Here is a 19,744-nt window from a genome sequence, read left to right on the forward strand (position 1 = left end):
CTAGGAAAAGGCCAACGCAGGTTCTTGCTATAAAAGTTTGCAGCGCACAAGCAAAAGGTACACAAGCTCTTACAACTTTCTTTTTTACATGAAAAAAGTTTTAGCCCTGCTCATGGGCTGCCTGCTGCCGTGGTTTGCCATGGCGCAGACCACCTTGTCTGGCCGCGTACTAGATGCCGCCACGCAATCACCGCTTATCAGTAGTACCGTTGCGCTTACCCCCGGTAACCGCGCCACACTCACAGATGCCTTCGGGCGTTTCTCTTTCACAAATGTGCCTGCTGGCGAATACACCGTGCAGGTTAGTTACCTGGGGTACGGTACCGCCTCGCAGACAGTGACCGTTCCGGCTGCCCAGCCGCTGGAGTTCAGCCTCACCCGTACCAGCGTGGCCACCAAAGAGGTCTTGGTCACCGCCACCCGCGCCAATGAGAAAACCGGTACCACGTATTCAAATGTAACCAAAGAGGAGCTGGAAAGCCGTAATTTTGGCCAGGACCTGCCGTACCTGCTGGAGAATACGCCTTCACTGGTGACCAACTCAGACGCCGGGGCGGGCGTGGGTTACACGGGCATGCGCATCAGGGGTTCAGACATAACCCGCATCAACGTGACCGTGAACGGAATACCCGTGAATGATGCCGAAAGCCACGGCGTTTTCTTTGTGAACATGCCAGACTTTGCCACTTCATTGCAAGACGTGCAGATTCAGCGCGGGGTGGGAACGTCTACCAACGGACCGGGAGCCTTCGGCGCCAGCCTCAATTTGCAGACTCAGGACGCCAGCCCAGAAGCCTACGCCCGCACAGACAATGCCTACGGCTCTTACAACACCTGGAAAAACAACGTGCAGTTCGGCACCGGGCTGCTGGGCGGAAAGTTTGCCGTGGACGGCCGCCTGTCCCGCATTTCTTCTGACGGGTACGTGGAGCGCGCCTCTTCTGACCTGAAGTCTTTCTATGTGTCGGGTGGCTATTATGGTGCTAAAGACCTGCTGAAAGTGGTGGTGTTTGGCGGCCACGAGAAAACCTACCAGGCCTGGAACGGCGTGGACGAGGAAACCCTGAAAACCAACCGCCGCTACAACTCGGCGGGGACAGATATGGGCGATGACACGCCGTATGACAACGAGGTAGATGATTACCAGCAGTACCACTACCAGCTGCACTACGGCCATGAGTTCAGCCCGGCGCTTTCTTTCAACGCGGCGTTGCACTATACCCGCGGCTTCGGGTTTTATGAGAACTACAAGGCCGGGGAGAGTTTCTCTGATTACAGGATTCCGCCGTTGGCGATTGGGGGCACCACTGTAGCAGAAACCGATTTGGTGCGCCAGAAATGGCTGGACAACCATTTCTACGGAACCACTTTTGCGTTGCAGTACCGCGGAACGGGCAAGTGGAGCGCCGTGTTGGGCGGCGGCTGGAACCGCTATGACGGCGACCATTACGGTGAGGTCATCTGGGCGCAATATGCCCCTACCATTCAACCCGGCCACCGCTATTATGACGGCAACGCCCGCAAAACCGACTTCAACGTGTACGCCAAAGCCAACGTTCAGGCCACAAAACAACTGGGTTTCTTCGGAGACCTGCAACTGCGTACCGTTGACTATAAAATTGACGGCACTGATGATGACCAGCGCGACGTGACCACCCGCGCTGACTATGACTTCTTCAACCCCAAGGCCGGCGTGACCTTTGCGGTGAATGAGGCGCACAGTTTATACGCCTCAGTGGCGGTGGGCCACCGCGAGCCCACGCGCTCAGACTTTGTGGACCGCCCCGCCAATGACCGGGCCAAGGCCGAACGCATGGTTGACTATGAGGCAGGCTATCGCTTGAACCAACCCTTGGGCGATGTGAACGGGCTTCCGGTGCGCCTCACCACTGACCTCACGTATTTCTACATGGACTACAAAGACCAGCTGGTATTAACCGGCCAAGTGAACAATGTGGGCACGCCGCTGAGAACCAACATTGCTGAAAGCTACCGTACCGGGGTAGAAGTGGCCGCCGGTCTGGGCTGGGGGAACTTTGCTCGTTTGACTACCAATCTGTCATGGAGCCGCAACCGCATCAAGAATTTCGGGGAAACCGTGTACCGGTTTGATGAGGACTACAATCCCGTAGAAGCCGTAGTGAGCCGCTACGCGGAAACTACTATTTCATATTCGCCCAGCGTGGTGACGTCCAGCCAACTGGAAGTGCAGCCGGTAAAGGGTTTGCGGTTCCAGTACCAGTTCAAAACGGTGAGCGAGCAGTTCCTGGACAATACCGCCAGTCAGGAGCGCCGTCTCAAACCCTATGAGGTGAGTGATGTGCGGCTGTTCTACCGTTTCAGCGTAACCAACTGGATGAAAGAAATAGAGCTGGGGCTGTTGGTGAACAACCTGTTCAGTGAGAAATATGAGGCCAACGGTTTCACCTTCTCTGAATATTACGTGGGTGATAATACCCGCTATCACTACAACTATTATTTCCCGCAGGCGCCGCGCAATTACATGGCGCAGGTGAGTTTGCGTTTCTAGCCTGTTTTAGCCAAAACAGGCCGAAAACAGGAAATGCCGTTCAGCCCTCACAGGTGTTAGAAACCTGTGAGGGCTTTGCGTTTCCGGGCTGTTTTCCGGAAAACAGGCCAGAAACGCAAAGTGTAGTGGCACTGACACGACGAGGTGCTACGAAGCCTTGCCGCCTCCAGGCAAAAAGAACTTACTTTGCAACCATTGCCTTGAACAGAAGACAATGCTTAGGCGCTCTTTCTGTTTCATGGAGCCACGTCGTGTCAAGGCCACGACGCTACATTTCTGATAGGTCAGCAAGTAAATTCTGTTTTCGGGCTATTTCTCAGAAAACAGGCCAGAAACGCAAGCGTGGTGTTATTTTACGGAAAGCCGCTACGTATAGATGGCTTTCCGCTTCCGGCCTGTTTTTTAAAAAGCAGGCCGGAAACAGCCTTTGCTGTGACACTCGGAAGTCTGGCCTATAGCCCCTTCTGAAAGTCGGTAAACACAATTTCCGGGCTACAGCCGCGGCGACAAGAGGGCTTTTCGCTACAGAGGCAAGAGCACTGCCCTGTTTCTTGAAAGTAAATAGCTACTTTCAGAAATTTATTTTGTTAATAAATAGCTTAAAAAATTGAAATTTATCATTTAGGTGCGCTTGTTGAGATGAATTATTGATAAGATTTAAAATTGTGTGGTGGTGCCTTTTAAAGCGTTAGGCCGCTTTATTCTAACGGTGTACATGAAATGCCAGCGTAATTTGTTTATTATCAACCCTCTGCGTTGATATATTTTGTGTTAAAAACATTCTATATATAACTAGAATATTCATAGTTATAGGAGTGCGGTTAGTTTCCTTTTTAGTAACCGCAATGCAAATGAAATTTGGGCAGTAGAATTGAGAACCAACTGGCTGCTTGTGAAGTTTCTGGCGCTGTAACCGATTGCTTACCAGTTGGTTTGCAGGTAAAACCAGTGAGCATAAGTTTCTTGTAACAGTATTTTTGAACAGTATAAGGCATGTTACGGTGTCCTCACATGGCAACGGCAGGTTTTGGCGATTTCCGTTTGCAGCGCAAAAGGGTAAGGTTAAACATACTCTTGGTGAAAATGACCTGCCGGTTTTTTTGGAGAAGCCTAGCAGGCGAGCCGAGTCCGGAATGCCGTGAACAGGGATTTATTATAACTGTTCCGGAGCACGGTGAGCAAATTTTATGCTTGCTCTTAGAGCTGGTTGAAATCTGTCTTCCGCGCTGCAAAGCGGCAAAAGAAGAATCTGCCTTTGTGCTTTTTTCTCCCCTTGGTGCTGCTATGCTGCCCAAAGGCCACTTAGGCAGAACCTTATTCTGCCTCTTTTCGCTTGCTACATCAAAATGTAACCAAGCTCTTACGCATACACTTTCAGCGTTCAGGTAATAGCTTATTTTCTGCTACGCAGCCCCTATTACAGAAACACCGGGTAAAGTAGCAGACAAATTTTAACCACTGGCCCCAGGGAGCCGCCGGCATAGGCAAACTGCCTCTGCGTTCTTCCGGTGCCCGGCACTTTTACAGATACCCAGATACGTTTTAGCGCAATGCAGCCGCGTTGCCACAGCTTTTCTTTTTTTCAATAATTAATCTTTCACCTAACCAACAAACAGTATGATGTTAAAAAAAACGCTTCGTTGTTTCACCTACCTGAGCCTATCAATAGGTAGTGTAAGCCTTCAGGCGCAGGCGCAAGGGCCGGCCCTGCAGAACATCCGGGAGGTAACCTCGGGTGACCATGAGTACAGCAGCCCGGTGTGGTCTCCAGACGGGCAAAAACTCCTGTTCACAGACCACCACAATGACGCTTTGTACATTAAAGACCTGGCCGGCAATGGCAGTGTACAGAAAATCAAGGAAGGTCAGGGCATTGGGTACAAGGCCAAATGGACACCAGACGGAAAGGGCGTGATCTTCTATGAGAAGCAGACTTCTTCCGGGGCCCGGACGTTCTTGGAGAAAAGCATAGATCTAAAGGGCGGCAGAGAGCGCATCTTGTCACAAGACAACTCTTCTAAAGCCAACCGCACCTTCTCTTCCCGCAAAAGCCCTTCGCTAAAAGTGTACATCAACCCCCAAACCCTAAAACTGGAGGCCAAAAACGGCAACGGAGAGCCCTGGGTCATTACCCAGGAAGAAGGCCAGTACTACAGCCCGCTGGTTTCACCGGACGGTAAAAAGGTAGTGGTCAATGACGGCCCCAACATGTACCTCTACGCCATCAATGGGAGCGGGAAGCGCAAGAACCTGGGTGTTGGCTTGCCTAGCAGCTGGTTGCCAGACGGCAGCGGCATTGTCACGTTTGAAGACGAATCTAAAGACGGCCATACCGTCTCTGGTTCTGAACTTTATCATATTGCCCTCACCAGCAACGCCAAAACCAAGCTCACCAATACGGCAGACAGAATAGAAATGTGGGCAGATGTGTCGCCAGACGGCAAAAAGATTGCATTCGCTGATGAAAAATCTGGGAAAATATACGTGGCAGATTTAAACCTCAAAAAGTAAACCACCATGACGAAACATATACAAAACAATTGGTTAAAAGGGGCGCTGGCTTTCTGCCTGGCTTTCTTCACATTCGCCGCACAGGCGCAGATAGTCATTGTGATAGACCCGGGCCATGGGTACAACTCTTCTGGCGGTAACCCAGACGGCCGTACTGATACTGAAATTTCTACGGCGCTGGCCGTTGGGCTTAAACTGAGAGACAAACTCAACAGCCAATGTACCAGCTATTCAGTAAAAATGACCAGAACCACCGCTAATGGCTGGATCTCAGTGACCCAACGCCGTGACATGTCTAACAGCTGGGGCGCAGACCGGTTCCTGAGCATACACTGCAACGCCGGCGGCGGAACGGGCACCGAAACCTTCTGGTGTAACCAAAGCACCTCCAGCAACACCAGCAACAGCAATTTTTCAAATGAAGTACAGGCCCGCATGGTGGCCGGGGGCAGTTGGACAAATCGCCGCTCTGTAGAAGATGCCACGTTCCTTCCGTATCATTTAGGTGTGTTGAATGGCAATAACGCCATTGGCGTGTTGAACGAGATTGGTTTCGTAGATTCAGGTGATGCCACCAAACTCCTGGACAATACCTGGCGGGATAAATTTGCCACCGCTTACTTGACGGCCCTTAAAAACAGCTTGGGCACTTCTACGTGTACGCCACCAACCAGCACCGGCACGCTTATACAAGGCGAGAGCTACTCTTCTGCACCTGACGTGCAAACAGAGGCTTGTTCTGATACCGGCGGTGGCCTGAACGTAAGCCATATAGATACCGGTGATCAGATTTCGTACGCCAACGTTAATTTCCCAACCGCAGGTAGCTACAAAATTGAGTACCGCGTAGCCAGCGCCAACGGCGGGGGTATCATAGAGTCTATTCTTACCGGGGTGGTGATACTTGGCCGCGTGAACGTACCTTCTACCGGGGGGTGGCAGACAGGCTGGACTACCATTTCCCAAAACGTTACCATCAACCAAGCTGGCACCTACACCCTGCGCTTAAGCGCCATTGCAGGCGGCTGGAACCTGAACTGGCTCCGGATCACCAAGAACACAACGGCCAGGATGACCATTATAGCTGAGGAAGTAACCCAGGACATTTCCCTTTACCCTAACCCAGCCGAGAATGAGCTGTTCCTGCGTTACACCGGCACTGCCACCAACAGTCGCGTTTTAAACACCTCTGGGCAGACCGTGCTCACTTTGCCAACTTCCACCAATGAACAACCTATTGACATTTCGTCTCTGGCAAGCGGTATCTATATCTTAGATATGACCATTGACGGCAAAAAAGTCACCAAGCGGTTCATCAAGCGGTAATGCATAAGGGGCAGCCTGTAACGCACACCGCTGTGCCAAGGCTGCCCTGTGCTTTTGTCACCCAGCCGGGCCCTGCCTTTCTAAGATCAATAGCAGGGTTCTGTTCTCACAGCGTGCCCTTAGTTTCTGAATCTGCCTCATGTCTAAGACAGGCTGGCAAGGAGACGCTGTTTCTAGGCTGTTTTAGCCAAAACAGGCCGAAAACAGGAAATACCGTTCAGCCCTCACAGGTGTTAGAAACCTGTGAGGGCTTTGCGTTTCCGGGCTGTTTTCCGGAAAACAGCCCGGAAACGCAAAGTGTAGTGTTGTGGCACTGACACGACGTGGCACTGACACGACGTGGCACCACGCAGCCTTGCCGCCTCCAGACAAAAAGAACCCCCTTCACAACTTTGCCTTGAACTGAAGACAATGCCTAGGCGCCTTTTCTGTTTCATAGAGACACGTCGTGTCAAAGCCACGACGCTACATTTCTGGTAGGTCAGCAAGTAAATTCTGTTTTGGAGCTGTTTTCCGGAAAACAGCTCCAAAACAGAAAGCGCAATCGTTTACGTGGCAGGAATTCTGTTGATTCTGTTGCCGTGGCTGTAGTTTCTTCTTATGTTTGGAGACAACACCGTACTAACAGAAGTTAACCTATACCACTATGGCGTCAGAGAATTCCGGCTTCACCGATTATTATAACATAGACGACCTGCTCACGGAGGAGCACAAGCTGATCAGGCAGACCATGCGGGACTTTGTGAAACGCGAAATCTCCCCCAACATTGAGAAGTGGGCGCAAGACGCGCATTTTCCCAGTGAGATTGTGCCCAAGTTTGGCGAAGTGGGTGCGTTTGGCCCTACCATTCCAGAGGAATACGGCGGCGGCGGCCTGGACTACATCAGCTACGGCCTCATCATGCAGGAGATTGAACGCGGTGACTCTGGTATGCGGTCTACGGCGTCAGTGCAAGGCTCGCTGGTGATGTACCCCATTTACGCGTACGGTTCAGAGGAACAGCGCAAGAAATACTTGCCTAAACTCGCCTCCGGCGAATGGCTGGGCTGCTTCGGGCTCACCGAGCCCGATTTTGGCTCAAACCCCGGCGGCATGGTGACCACCATCAAAGACATGGGCGACCATTACCTGCTCAACGGGGCCAAGCTCTGGATTTCCAACTCACCGGAGTGCCAGGTAGCCGTGGTGTGGGCCAAGAATGAGCAGGGCCGTATCAAAGGTCTGATTGTGGAGCGCGGCATGGAAGGTTTCTCTACCCCGGAGATCCACAACAAGTGGAGCCTGCGCGCCTCCTGCACCGGTGAGCTGGTGTTTGACAACGTGAAAGTGCCCAAAGAAAACCTGCTGCCCAACGTAGACGGCCTGCGCGGTCCGTTAGGCTGTCTGGATTCGGCGCGGTACGGCATTGCGTGGGGAGCCATCGGGGCCGCTATTGACTGCTACGAGAGCGCGCTGAGCTACGCCAAGCAGCGCATCCAGTTTGACAAACCCATTGCCGGTTTCCAGCTCATTCAGAAGAAACTAGCTGAGATGATTACCGAAATCACCAAGGCGCAGCTCATGGTGTGGCGCCTGGGCATGCTCAAGAACGAAGGCAAAGCCACCACCCAACAGATCTCCATGGCCAAGCGCAACAGCGTAGACATGGCCCTGCAGGTAGCCCGTGAGGCCCGCCAGATTCATGGCGGCATGGGCATTACCGGCGAATACCCCATCATGCGGCACATGATGAATCTTGAGAGTGTGGTTACCTATGAGGGCACCCATGACATTCACCTGTTGATCACCGGTGCTGATATCACGGGAATTCAGGCGTTTAAGTAGTTCTTAGTTATTGGTTGTTCGTTGTTCAGATGACCTTAGAAAAGGCAGTTGCGGAAACGTGGCTGCCTTTTCTATTTGGGGCTGATATTATGGAAAGTTGACCTTATAACTTTTTTAGGATCCTCCATTGGTCAGGGGTGGCAGCGTCGTAAATTGTACCTCAAGTTCCCTGATACCTCCTTAGGTATCTTTAGAGATTTTTCAATATATAGTTATTTTTATATTTTATAATAATAAATTGTTGTATAATTTTTTGATGTAATTGGAAATCCAAAATTAGTAAGTAATTTTGCCGCCACTTTTAAACTATAACAATATGAAATTCAAAATCTTTACTAATTTGTTCTTCGCCCTATTAATGGTTTCAGGAACAGTTGTTTTTTCTGGATGCTCTGATGATGAAGACCCGGCCCCACTTACGTCAAACAATACGGCTACTGCAACCATTGGCTCCACCACTTTTACTTCAGTAAAATTGAATGCTTCTACTGAAAAGCTCCTTGGAGAAACTATCATCAATCTTGATTACATTAACCAAACTGGTGATACTTTAAAACTCTCTATTTTAGGGTCAATACCAGGGAAGACATATACGTATGAGATGAAAATGAATGAAGCAGATCTAGGATTCATTCTGAACTATAATAAAAAAGACGGAACTGAGTATGCTCCAGTTGATGGTCATAAGGGAAGTCTAACCATCACAGCTCATGATAAATCTGCCAAAGTTATCAAAGGCACCTTTAACGGTCAGTTGGGGCCTTTTGACTATAACAGCACCCTGCCCTCTATAACAGTTACTAACGGTCAATTTGAGGCGAAGTACTAGATTAGATTCGTTAGAGAGTTCGGCAATAAAGGCTGATAAAAAATCTTTCCCAAGAGCCCCTGCACCATCAGGGGCTTTTTTATAAGTAATACAGTTTTGCTATTTTAATTAGTTTTTGTTGTGATTTGTTAAAATTACTAGCAAAATCTGCCGCTTTTCCTCGTGCACTTGGAGCGTTTTTAGCCTCAGATGTGTTATCTTTACAACTGAATCTTTGCCCAACAGCCAAGAGATTTTACACATGAGAGAAGATTATTTAACCGGCTCCGCCGATGCCATGGCGCCCTCTGACCGGGAGCTGGACCGCGCCCTGAGGCCACTAGATTTCGGTGATTTTGCCGGCCAGGAGAAAGTGGTGGAGAACCTGAAGGTGTTTGTGGGCGCCGCCATCATGCGTGGTGAGGCCCTGGACCACGTCCTGTTGCACGGGCCTCCGGGCCTTGGTAAAACCACGCTAAGCCATATTATTGCCAACGCCCTGGGTTCCAATATTAAAATCACGTCTGGTCCGGTGCTGGACAAGCCCAGCGATCTGGCGGGTTTGCTCACCAACCTGGAGCGCAATGACGTACTCTTTATTGACGAAATCCACCGCCTGAACCCCATTGTGGAAGAGTACCTGTACTCGGCCATGGAGGACTACAAGATTGACATCATGCTGGACTCGGGCCCCAATGCCCGGTCAGTGCAGATCACGCTGAACCCGTTCACACTCATTGGCGCCACCACCCGCTCCGGTTTGCTAACCTCGCCGTTGCGTGCCCGTTTCGGGATTAACTCAAGGCTGGAGTATTATGACTCCAAGCTACTGACTACCATTGTGCAGCGGTCTTCAGAAATTTTGGGCGCGCCCATTCATGAAGACGCCGCCTTTGAGATTGCCCGCCGCAGCCGCGGTACGCCGCGTATCGCCAACAACCTGCTACGCCGTACCCGTGACTTCGCGCAGATCAAAGGAGACGGTACCATCACGGTAGAGATTGCCAAGTTTGCGCTGAATGCCCTGGATGTAGACCAAAGCGGACTGGATGAGATGGACAAGCGCATTTTGAGCACCATTATTGACAAGTTCAAGGGGGGGCCGGTGGGGCTGTCTACCATTGCCACCGCCTGCGGCGAAGAGGCTGAGACCATTGAGGAGGTCTATGAGCCGTTCCTGATCCAGGAAGGGTACGTGAAACGTACCAGTCGCGGCCGTGAGGCCACAGAGGCCGCTTACCGCCACCTGGGCAAGATTCCGCCCAACCATGTGCGCAGCGGCACCTTGTTTGACCAGGCTGAGTAGCAGTTTCTGTTTTGGGGCTGTTTTCCTGAAAACAGCCCCAAAACAGAAGACCCTCTAAAGTATTCGTGCTTTAGAGGGTCTTCTGTTTTAAAAAGGAGGGGCGCTATTGGTTAATGGGGCAACAGTCTTGCCGCCAGCAGATGGGCGCCGGGTCTAACAGGGAATGCTGTTGGTTAGATCAAATACGCGTTCCACTCCTGCTCTCTATAGATGACCCTGATGTGCTCCCGCAGGGTGGTTGCCAGGGAATAGCCGGTGTAAGTGGCCGTAATAGGGTAGAGGGTATGGTGGCGGTTAATGAGGGTGGCAATCTCCAGCTTCCTGCAGTCTTTGTCCAGAAAGGCGCGCAGGGTGTAGGCCAGAGTCTTGCCGGTGTTCAGCACGTCATCTACCAGCACCACGGCCGTGTCTTTCAGAGAGTCTGGCAGCGGCTGAATGTGAATGTCATGGGCCAGCGGCTCGGTTTTGTGCAGGGTCACCTCAAGCAAAGAAAGCTCTAAGGCTGAAATAGCCCGCAGTTCCTGTTCCAGCAGCTGCGCCAGCAGATACCCATTCTCATGGATACCGGCCAGGACTAATCTTGTTTCGCCAAAATTCTGCTCGTAGATCTCAAAGGCCATGCGCTTGATTTTCTGCAGGATCTGTTGGTGGTCCAGAATGAGGCTCTCTTTTGTAAAAACCATGGTCAGGTGCTGTTTTCCGGCGAATTTAGGGAAATAATCTGCAAACCCGCCAACCTGTACTCCTTCAGGAGGGGTGTCTTTAAAATATTTGCACATAACAGTTTTAAATTTCAGGCAGATGTATTACTTTTGCAGTCCTATTGAAGAAATTCGTCTAAAAATAGCATATAATGAAAAAGGACATCCATCCTGAATACAGAGAGGTAGTTTTCCAGGATACTTCCAGCGATTACAAATTCATCACACGTTCTACCATGAACTCAAGTGAGACCATCACTATGGAAGATGGCAAGACATATCCTGTGATCAAAGTAGAGGTTTCTTCTGCTTCTCACCCGTTCTACACCGGTAAAAACATCTACGTGGATACTGCCGGCCGTATTGACAAGTTCAAGCAGCGTTACAAGAAATAGGTCTAGCCTATTTTACGCTTCTCCGTATAGAAGTCTTCCTGAGGTTTTCAGGAAGACTTTTTTATTTTTGTCTTATGAAGAACCTTGTCCTGTTTGATGATCCGGCCTTGCGGGCGAATCTGTTGCCGTTTACCTTCACCAGGCCTGTGGCTGACCTGCGGGTGGGTATCCTGACTATTGCGGAGAAGTGGCGGAATCTGTCACAGGCAACCGTGTCTTTTCTCACGCAAGGGTACCTGCAGGGCAAATTTGGCCTCCCCGTCACCGGCAGCGAAGATACCGTGTATGTAAACGGGGCCGTCTGCCCCTCTGCCGAGCTTCTGGAACAGGTGCAACAGCTGCCCGTGGGGCACGGACTGGAATTTGAGGGCCTCCTGGTAGCCCTGCACGCCCCGGCCGCAGAGGTGCCAGACATAGAAGCCCTCTACCGCTACGCCCATGAGCACACCACCCGGGAGACAGACCAGTCTTTGGTGGTGGTGCGCCAGCTCTGGGACATCTTTAAATTGAACGGTGACCAGATCAGGGTTGACTTCAAGCTCCTCACCCAAGGGCGCACCAGCCAGCCCATCACAGATGAGCACACCCGCGTCTATAACCTGGGCAACATCTTCATTGAGGAAGGCGCTAAAATCAAAGCCGCCATACTGAACGCAGACACCGGCCCTATCTATATTGGCAAGAATGCCGAAGTGCACGAAGGTTCCATGATCAGGGGGCCGTTTGCGCTGGGCGAGGAAAGCCACGTGAACGTGGGGGGGCGTATGCGCGGGGATATCACCATTGGCCCTTTCTGCAAAGTGGGGGGCGAGGTGAACAACTGTGTTTTCTTCGGGTACTCCAATAAGGGCCATGAAGGCTTCTTAGGCAATTCAGTGGTAGGCGAATGGTGTAATTTTGGTGCCGATACCAATGCCTCTAACCTCAAGAACAACTACGCGCCCATTAAAATCTGGAGCCATGCCCAAGAGAAAATGATAGACACCGGTCTGCAGTTCTGCGGCCTCATGATGGCAGACCACGTGAAGTGCGGCATCAATACCATGTTCAACACCGGAACAGTGGTGGGCGTGGGCGCCAACATCTTCGGGGCTGGGTTCCCGCCAACCTTTGTGCCGTCCTTCACCTGGGGCGGCGCTGATACCATGGTCACGTACCGGCTGCCCAAATTCTTTGAGGTGGCAGAAGCGGTTCTGGGCAGAAGAGGCCTGGCGCTGAGCAGCGAAGACCGCAAAATTTTTACCCAAATCTTCCACCTCACCCAGTCTGGCCGCCCCTGGGATGGTCTGCCGGTTTAAGGGCCGCAACAGATTATTCCCGTTTCTGGCCTGTTTTTGAGAAAACAGGCCAGAAACGGGAATTGGGCAGGCACCCGCAGGTCCTCCGGGCGCTAGGGGGGCTGCTGGTAGTAGTCCTGAGTCAAGCATGTGATTTGGCTTCGGATGGAAACAACTTGCCATGCGTGTGACCCACCACTGCCCCTCCCAGGAGGGGGATTCTCTGGAATGCGTGGACCGGCAGGTGTCAACATCCCCTTCCGCCCCTTCAATGGGGGAGTATCTGGTGACGTTAGAAGACACGGAAGTAACTTCCGCAGCTTAGAGAGCAGAAGCTGTTTGAGGCTGTGCCACCGCTGTTTGGGATTTACACTCCCGAACTTACGTATCCCTCAGATTTGCAATCTGCGCTACAGGAGCCAAGCGAGAAGGGGCCGGGGATTTCAAATCCCCTCAGTACCTGCTTCCGGATTGCAAATCCGGAAGAGCGGCCTCTTTTCTAGTAGAAATAACGGCCCTGCCCTTCAAAGGGGGAGTATCAGCTGGCGTTAGAAGGCACGGAAGTAACTTCCGCGCCATAGGAGGGCAGAAGTAATGTGAGGCGGCAGCCTCATGGAAGCTGAAAGCCTCCGACATTATAGGTCCAAGTTGGAAACTTGAACCAGAGATTGTGACAAACAAGCAGCAATAAGTAAAAAAACAACAATGAACAATCAACACTTCTGCTAGTGGCACCTGGGTTAATTAGCACTTCTGCCCCTGGCTGATGTGCGCAGCACGGGCTCGTCACAGGCTAGCGGATCAGCAACGGTTACCTGCAGAGGCAGACAGTGCAGGAGAAGCAGTAACAGGAGGGGAACCTAAACCAGTCCTGGGGGTGAGCGCCTCTGTTAATACGGTGCCGCTCCAGCGGCAAGGCCGGAGGGCCTAGTTTTAACAGCAGTGCTCACCGCCAGGACGGGGCCCCGCGGCCGTGAGCGCTTACCGGAAGAGATGAAACAGTACAGTGAGTGAGGCACCGGAGCAAACGGGAGATCCAAGGAAACTACAGACTACGCATTCCTGCCGCAACACAGCTAAGGGGCCCGCAGCCCACGCAGTCCAGCAGCAACTGCAGCCGCAGCCTATGAGGGCACCGCATTCACGCCAACGTCAGGCACAGCAGACTACGCATTGCCATCCGCAGACAGCCTCAGAAAAATGTCACCTAAACCGCCCCGGCAGCAAGAGGCAAGAATCTCCTTGCACCTGGCAGCGCAAACCTGTTTTTAGGCTATTTTCAGAAAAATAGCCCAAAAACAGACAAGGCATCTTATCTTTACATTCCGTTTGAAACCCATGCTGGGCTCCGGCAAAACGGTTAAGACCCGGGAGGCGACCCTCCTGATTTTCTAAACTCAGAACCACCCGTGCAGTTCTCTACTATTTACGGCCATCAGGAAACCAAGCAGCTGCTGCTGAACTCCGTTACGTCACAGCACGTGGCGCACGCCCAGTTGTTTCTGGGGGCAGAAGGAGGTGCCAACCTGGCGCTGGCGCTGGCCTATGCCCAATACCTCAACTGCGAAGACCCACAGCCCCAGGACTCCTGCGGCGTCTGCCCCAGCTGTACCAAAATCAGCAAGCGCATTCACCCAGACCTGAACTTTGTGATGCCGGTGACCAAGGTGAAAGACAGCGAGGCGCTCAGCAAGAACTTTGTACCCCAATGGCGCACCTTCCTGGCAGATAGCCCCTACCAGACGCTCAATGACTGGATGCAGTACATAGGGGCCGAAAACAAACAGGGAACCATTCCGGTGGGGGAGAGCCGGGAACTGGTGCGCATGACCTCGCTCAAAGCCTTTGAGGCCAAATACAAGGTGATAGTGATCTGGCTGCCGGAGCTTATGAACATCAGCGCGGCCAACGCCCTCTTAAAATTGCTGGAGGAGCCACCTGCCGCCACGGTCTTCCTGCTGGTAAGCAACGGGTCAGACAAGATCATGCCTACCATTCTCTCCCGCACCCAGCTGGTGAAAGTACGGGCCTTTACAGACGCCGAGGTGATCCGGTACCTGCAGGAGCAGCAGGGCGTGGAGGAGGAGCGGGCCTACCAGGTGGCGCAGCTCGCCGAGGGGAACCTGCAGGCGGCGCGGGTGCTGAGCCGGGAAATGACCTCAGACTATTTTACGTTTTTCCTGAGCTGGATGCGCCTGTGCTACAACCATAAGTTTGACGCCGTGCTGGAGCAGAGCGAAGACTTCCAGAAACTGGGCCGCGAGAATCAGAAAAACTTTCTGCAGTTTGCACTAAGCCTGCTCAGAAAAGTGTTGCTGTTTGGGGTAGACAACCAGCTGATTACCTTTCTGCCGGCACCGGAACTGGACTTTGTGCAGAAATTTGCAAAGCTCATTCACCAGGGCAACGGGGCGCAGCTGGCGCAGGAACTGAATGAGGCCCATTACCACATTGAGCGCAACGCCCACCCCAAGATCACGTTCCTGAATACATCTATCCAGATTGCGCAGCTTATACGGCCGGTCGCATAACCTTATATTATGGAAACAACTTCAACCACGTCTCCCATCAGAATAGGCACCCGCGGCAGCCGTCTGGCCCTCTGGCAGGCGCACCACGTGGCAGATACCCTTCGGGCCAACGGCATGGAGGTAGACATCATCACCATCACCACCAAGGGAGACCTGGTGCTTGACAAGTCACTGGATAAGATTGGCGCCAAAGGCGTGTTCACAGAGGAGCTGGAGGAGAGCCTTCGGAACGGGGCCATTGACATTGCCGTGCACAGCGCCAAAGATGTGCAGTCAACCATTCCGGAGGACCTGGAGCTGCTGGCCTTTATGGAGCGCGAGCAGGTGCATGACGTGGTGATCTCCTTTGACCCGCTGTTCAAGCTGGGCGAGGGGCAGCAGGTCATTGGCACCTCGTCTACCCGCCGCCGGTCATTGCTCAAACGCTTCTACCCAAACGTGATCACCGCTGAGTGCCGCGGCAACCTGCAGACCCGTATCCAGAAGCTCAAAGACGGGCAGTATGACGCCATTCTGCTGGCCTACGCCGGGGTGGCCCGCATGCAGTATGACCACATGATTGCCCAGCACCTGCCGCTAGACACGTTCATTCCGGCCGCCGGGCAGGGCAGCGTGGCCATTGAGTGCGCCAAAACCCTTCCGCTGGAGCGGAAATTGAACCTGAAACTGGCGTTAGACCACAAACCCACCCACCTCTGCCTGCTTGCTGAGCGGGCGTACCTGCGCACCATGGAAGGCGGCTGCAGCATTCCTTCCTTCGCCCTGGCAACCTTAGACGCAGACACCTTGACCTTGAAAGCAGGCATCATCAGCCTGGACGGGGAAGAGCTGCTGGTGGAAGAAATGACCGGTTCTCCTGAAGACGCAGAAACCATGGGCGAGCAACTGGCGCACGCGGTACTGAGCCGTGGCGGTGACCGCATCCTGGCTGAAATCAGAAAAGAGAAGGATAGTTAACAGGCCAGGCCGCCCTTTTCACCCGGCTACCCTGGGAGCCGGGTGAAAAGGGCGGCCTGGCGTAGAAAAGAAGTACGTACCAACTTGAAAACCTGTTTTTGGCCTATTTTTCTGAAAACGGCCAAAAACGAACATTGTAACATGAGACCAATTTTGTTCCTGCTGGTGCTGTTGCTAGGTGCTGGCGCCGTGGCTACCGCCCAGAAGAAAAGCAAAAAAGACTATCTGGTGACCATAGAGACCAGCCAGGGCACTATGCGGCTGGTGTTGTTTGAAGACACCCCCAGGCACCGCGAGAACTTCCTGAAGCTGGTGAAAAAGAAGTTCTATGACGGCACCACGTTCCACCGCGTGATCAATGACTTCATGATACAGGGCGGTGACCCCAACAGCAAAGACAGTGACCCCAACAATGACGGGGCGGGAAACCCCGGCTACACCCTTCCGGCCGAGATTCTGCCCCACCACCAGCACGTGTACGGTGCGTTGGCGGCGGCGCGGTTGGGTGATGCCATGAACCCCCGGAAAGAGTCCAGCGGTTCCCAGTTTTACCTGGTGGAAAACCATGAGGGCGTTCCGTTCCTAAACAACCAGTACACCGTGTACGGGCAGGTGATTGACGGTCTGGCCGTAATAGACAAGATTGCCGAGGTGCAGAAAGATTACCGTGACCGGCCCACCGCTGATGTGAAGATGACGGTGACGGCCAGGAAAATGAAAAAGAAGAAAATCACCAAGACCTACGGCTACCGCTACCAATAACCCCCTTTCCCTATGAAAACCATCCTCATCACCGGCTCTAACGGCCTGCTGGGCCAGAAACTGGTAGACCTGCTGCACGCAGAGCCTACTGTCAAGCTCATTGCGTCTTCGCGCGGCCAGAACAAGCTGGCCCAGATTTACCCGCAGGTGGCCTTTGCCGCTATGGATGTCACCAACGCCGGGCAGGTGGAGCAGGTGATTGCTGAGACCCAGCCTACCCACCTCATTCATACGGCGGCCATGACCAACGTAGATGACTGCGAGAGCCAGCGCGAGGAATGCTGGAAACAGAACGTAGACGCCGTGGAGAACCTGGTGAAAGCCTGCGAAAAACATGGCGTGCACCTTATTCACGTTTCCACAGATTTCATCTTTGACGGCGAAAACGGACCGTACTCAGAGGAAGCCGAGGGCAAACCGGTGAACTTCTACGGCGAAAGCAAGCTGGCCGCCGAGGAGCTGGTGAAGCGCGCTGCCTGCAAATGGGCCATACTGCGCACCGTGCTGGTGTTTGGCATTGTGCATGACTACGGCCGCTCCAACATTGTGCTGTGGGTGAAAGGCAGCCTGGAGCAGGGCAAGCAGATCAAAGTAGTGAATGACCAGTTGCGTACGCCTACGCTGGCCGAAGACCTGGCCCAAGGCTGCTGGCTGGCCGCCAAGCATGACGCCCAGGGCATCTTCAACATCTCGGGCGAGGAGCTGCTCACCCCGCACCAGATGGCCGTACAGGTAGCCGAGTACTTCAACTTAGACCAGAGCCTGATTGAGGAAGTAGACGGAACTCTCTTCACTCAGCCCGCCAAACGCCCACCGCGCACCGGCTTTGACATCACCAAAGCCAAAACGCAACTGGGCTACCAGCCGCATACCTTCAAAGAAAGCATTGCCATTGTGGCGGGGCAGATTTAGGTTTATTCAAGATTTTGCAAAACCCGTTTTTGGCCTGTTTTTCAGAAAACAGGCCAAAAACGGGTTTGCTTTTACCGGTAGGGAAGACCCTGTGGGGATGATGGCGGCCGCAGTGGAACCCACTCCAATCCCTCTCAGGAGGGGAATCTCTGCCCGGGTAAAAAAAGCGATAAGCTCTACCGGATTTGCAATCTGGAAGTACATACCTCAGGGATTTGTAAACCCCGCACGTATTGATCAGCTCGCGCCGCGGATTACAAATCCGCAGGTATCTAAATTCGGGATTGTAAATCCCGAATAACGGAAGAGTATAGCAAGATCATCTGCAAAAGTAGAAGAGGGAAATCCCCTCCCGGGAGGGGTAGGGGTGGGTTTTACGCAGGAGGTTACATTTCCTTACCACCAATCCTAAATTATTGCGTAGAAGCAGGTTATGCTGAAGCGCCTGCTGCAAAACCTACAGGAATACTTCTCCTTCTCCCAGCGGGAGTTGCGGCAGTTTTTTCTGCTGCTGTTGCTCATGGGGGCGTGTATTGCGGCCCCGTTCCTCTTCTTTCAAGAAGATGATGCCTATGACCCCACCACTGACCAGCAGCTACTGGACAGCCTGGTGGTACAGCTGGACCAGCAAGCTGAGGACGCCGCCGTGGCCCGGGCTGAGCGCTACAGGCGCAAGCCCATCAAGCTCTACCGCTTCAACCCCAATCAGCTAACGGTGGCACAGTGGCAGGAGCTGGGTCTGAACCAATACCTCGCGCAGCGCATCCTGAACTACCGCGCCAAAGCCGGCGACTTCAAGAGCAAGGCGCAGCTCCAGAAAATCTACGGCCTGCCAGATTCCCTCTTCCAGCTGTGGTACCCGTACATTCAATTGCCAGATGAAAGTCCGGGCTACGCCCGAAACCAAGACCGTGCGTTTAGCGGCTCTTTTTCTGAAAACAGGCCAAAAACAGACTTCCCGCGTAAGCGGTGGCAGCTGCAGCCGTTTGACCTGAACACCGCCGACACGACTGAACTGAAGCAAATCAGGGGCATTGGCAGCAAGCTCTCCCAGCGCATTGTCACGTTCCGGGATAAAATGGGTGGCTTTCATAGTGTAGCCCAGGTGGCAGAGGTGTACGGGCTCCCGCCCGAAGTGGCAGACAGCGTGCGCAAATACGCGTTTATTTCAGAAGCCAGCCGTGTCCAGAAAATCAACCTGAACACCGCCACGTTTGACGAACTCAGGGCGCACCCGTACATTGGCTACAGCCTGGCCCGCGCCATTGTCAACTACCGCACCCAGCACGGCCCGTACCCCAGCGTGGAGGAACTGCGCAAGATCAAGGTGCTCAAAGAGGAGCAGTTCCAGAAGATGCAGCCGTATCTGGTGGTGCAGTAAGCCAAGATTTTTTTACGGCACCACAGTGTTCTTGTGCATACCCTATGGTAGGGCGGGTTTGGTGCTGGAAGGGTGTGGTTAATGCAAACCGTTCTTCCGGCAATACTCTTTTTTTAGGCAACAGCCCTTGCCTTCTTCCTGATGTACAAATTCTGCTTTCCCATCTTTATTGATCAAGGAGTGTCTCCTCTGCTCCTATTAGGTAATCATATGTTATTTGTTTATTAACAATTATTTAATCCAATGCTCAGGACTTATTGCAAAATTTGTCAAAAGTTTTTGTTTTAATAAAAAATATTTGTTCCTTGGCCATGAAGAAAGAAATGCCTGCCTTTTAGGAGGATAAGCTGCAGATATTAAAATTTTTTCAAAAGTTACACGACCAGATTAGAGGGATTATTGGAGAAGGGCAGGTGAAGGGAGTCGTTTTATGAAATTCATAAAAGAGCTCAGGAGGGAACTGCTAAGAACAGCCAACCCTCTACAGCGTGCTGACTGGTACCACCCTCAAGCCAACAAGCG

General features: G+C 52.6%; 14 protein-coding genes. 13 read left to right on the forward strand and 1 reads right to left on the reverse strand.

Going from position 1 to position 19,744, the window contains the following annotated elements:
* Positions 1-88: 88 nt before the first annotated feature.
* From FHS90_RS07540 to ruvB, 6 genes are all read left to right on the forward strand, one after another.
* Positions 89-2,530, forward strand: coding sequence for a TonB-dependent receptor (locus FHS90_RS07540; protein WP_182512574.1), 2,442 nt, complete (start codon positions 89-91; stop codon positions 2,528-2,530).
* Between the two features lie 1,617 nt (positions 2,531-4,147).
* The gene (locus tag FHS90_RS07545; RefSeq protein WP_182512575.1) at positions 4,148-5,041 is read left to right on the forward strand and encodes a TolB family protein; all 894 of its coding nucleotides are present in this window, start codon (positions 4,148-4,150) and stop codon (positions 5,039-5,041) included.
* A gap of 6 nt (positions 5,042-5,047) precedes the next feature.
* Positions 5,048-6,367 (forward strand): N-acetylmuramoyl-L-alanine amidase, encoded by a 1,320-nt coding sequence (locus tag FHS90_RS07550; RefSeq protein WP_182512576.1) that lies wholly within the window; start codon positions 5,048-5,050, stop codon positions 6,365-6,367.
* Between the two features lie 646 nt (positions 6,368-7,013).
* Positions 7,014-8,192, forward strand: coding sequence for an acyl-CoA dehydrogenase family protein (locus tag FHS90_RS07555; RefSeq protein ID WP_182512577.1), 1,179 nt, complete (start codon positions 7,014-7,016; stop codon positions 8,190-8,192).
* A gap of 316 nt (positions 8,193-8,508) precedes the next feature.
* A complete protein-coding gene (locus FHS90_RS07560; protein WP_182512578.1) occupies positions 8,509-9,021 on the forward strand; it encodes a hypothetical protein in 513 nt (170 codons plus the stop codon).
* 241 nt (positions 9,022-9,262) lie between these two features.
* Complete coding sequence (ruvB, locus tag FHS90_RS07565) at positions 9,263-10,306, forward strand: Holliday junction branch migration DNA helicase RuvB (RefSeq protein ID WP_066830070.1); 1,044 nt, start codon at positions 9,263-9,265, stop codon at positions 10,304-10,306.
* 173 nt (positions 10,307-10,479) lie between these two features.
* On the opposite strand, the gene FHS90_RS07570 is transcribed toward ruvB, so the two are convergent.
* A complete protein-coding gene (locus FHS90_RS07570; RefSeq protein ID WP_246386752.1) occupies positions 10,480-11,085 on the reverse strand; it encodes a phosphoribosyltransferase family protein in 606 nt (201 codons plus the stop codon).
* Positions 11,086-11,159: 74 nt separating this feature from the next.
* Here FHS90_RS07570 and FHS90_RS07575 point away from each other — a divergent pair, with 74 nt between their 5' ends.
* The 7 genes from FHS90_RS07575 to FHS90_RS07605 all read left to right on the forward strand — a co-directional run bounded on the left by FHS90_RS07575 (position 11,160) and on the right by FHS90_RS07605 (position 19,222).
* Positions 11,160-11,402, forward strand: coding sequence for a type B 50S ribosomal protein L31 (locus FHS90_RS07575; protein WP_066830073.1), 243 nt, complete (start codon positions 11,160-11,162; stop codon positions 11,400-11,402).
* A gap of 74 nt (positions 11,403-11,476) precedes the next feature.
* Complete coding sequence (locus FHS90_RS07580) at positions 11,477-12,700, forward strand: GlmU family protein (RefSeq protein WP_066830075.1); 1,224 nt, start codon at positions 11,477-11,479, stop codon at positions 12,698-12,700.
* A 1,388-nt stretch (positions 12,701-14,088) separates the two neighbouring features.
* Positions 14,089-15,210, forward strand: a complete 1,122-nt coding sequence (locus tag FHS90_RS07585; RefSeq protein ID WP_066830078.1) for a DNA polymerase III subunit — start codon at positions 14,089-14,091, stop codon at positions 15,208-15,210.
* A gap of 9 nt (positions 15,211-15,219) precedes the next feature.
* Entirely contained in the window at positions 15,220-16,167 is a 948-nt protein-coding gene (gene hemC, locus FHS90_RS07590) for a hydroxymethylbilane synthase (protein WP_182512579.1), read from the forward strand.
* A gap of 141 nt (positions 16,168-16,308) precedes the next feature.
* Entirely contained in the window at positions 16,309-16,929 is a 621-nt protein-coding gene (locus tag FHS90_RS07595) for a peptidylprolyl isomerase (RefSeq protein ID WP_066830302.1), read from the forward strand.
* Positions 16,930-16,941: 12 nt separating this feature from the next.
* Positions 16,942-17,841, forward strand: coding sequence for an SDR family oxidoreductase (locus FHS90_RS07600; RefSeq protein WP_182512580.1), 900 nt, complete (start codon positions 16,942-16,944; stop codon positions 17,839-17,841).
* Between the two features lie 433 nt (positions 17,842-18,274).
* On the forward strand, positions 18,275-19,222 hold the full coding sequence (locus FHS90_RS07605; RefSeq protein ID WP_246386755.1) for a ComEA family DNA-binding protein: 948 nt from the start codon (positions 18,275-18,277) through the stop codon (positions 19,220-19,222).
* Positions 19,223-19,744 lie beyond the last annotated feature (522 nt).

The sequence above is a fragment of the Rufibacter ruber genome (assembly GCF_014138425.1).
Lineage (GTDB): Bacteria > Bacteroidota > Bacteroidia > Cytophagales > Hymenobacteraceae > Nibribacter > Nibribacter ruber_C.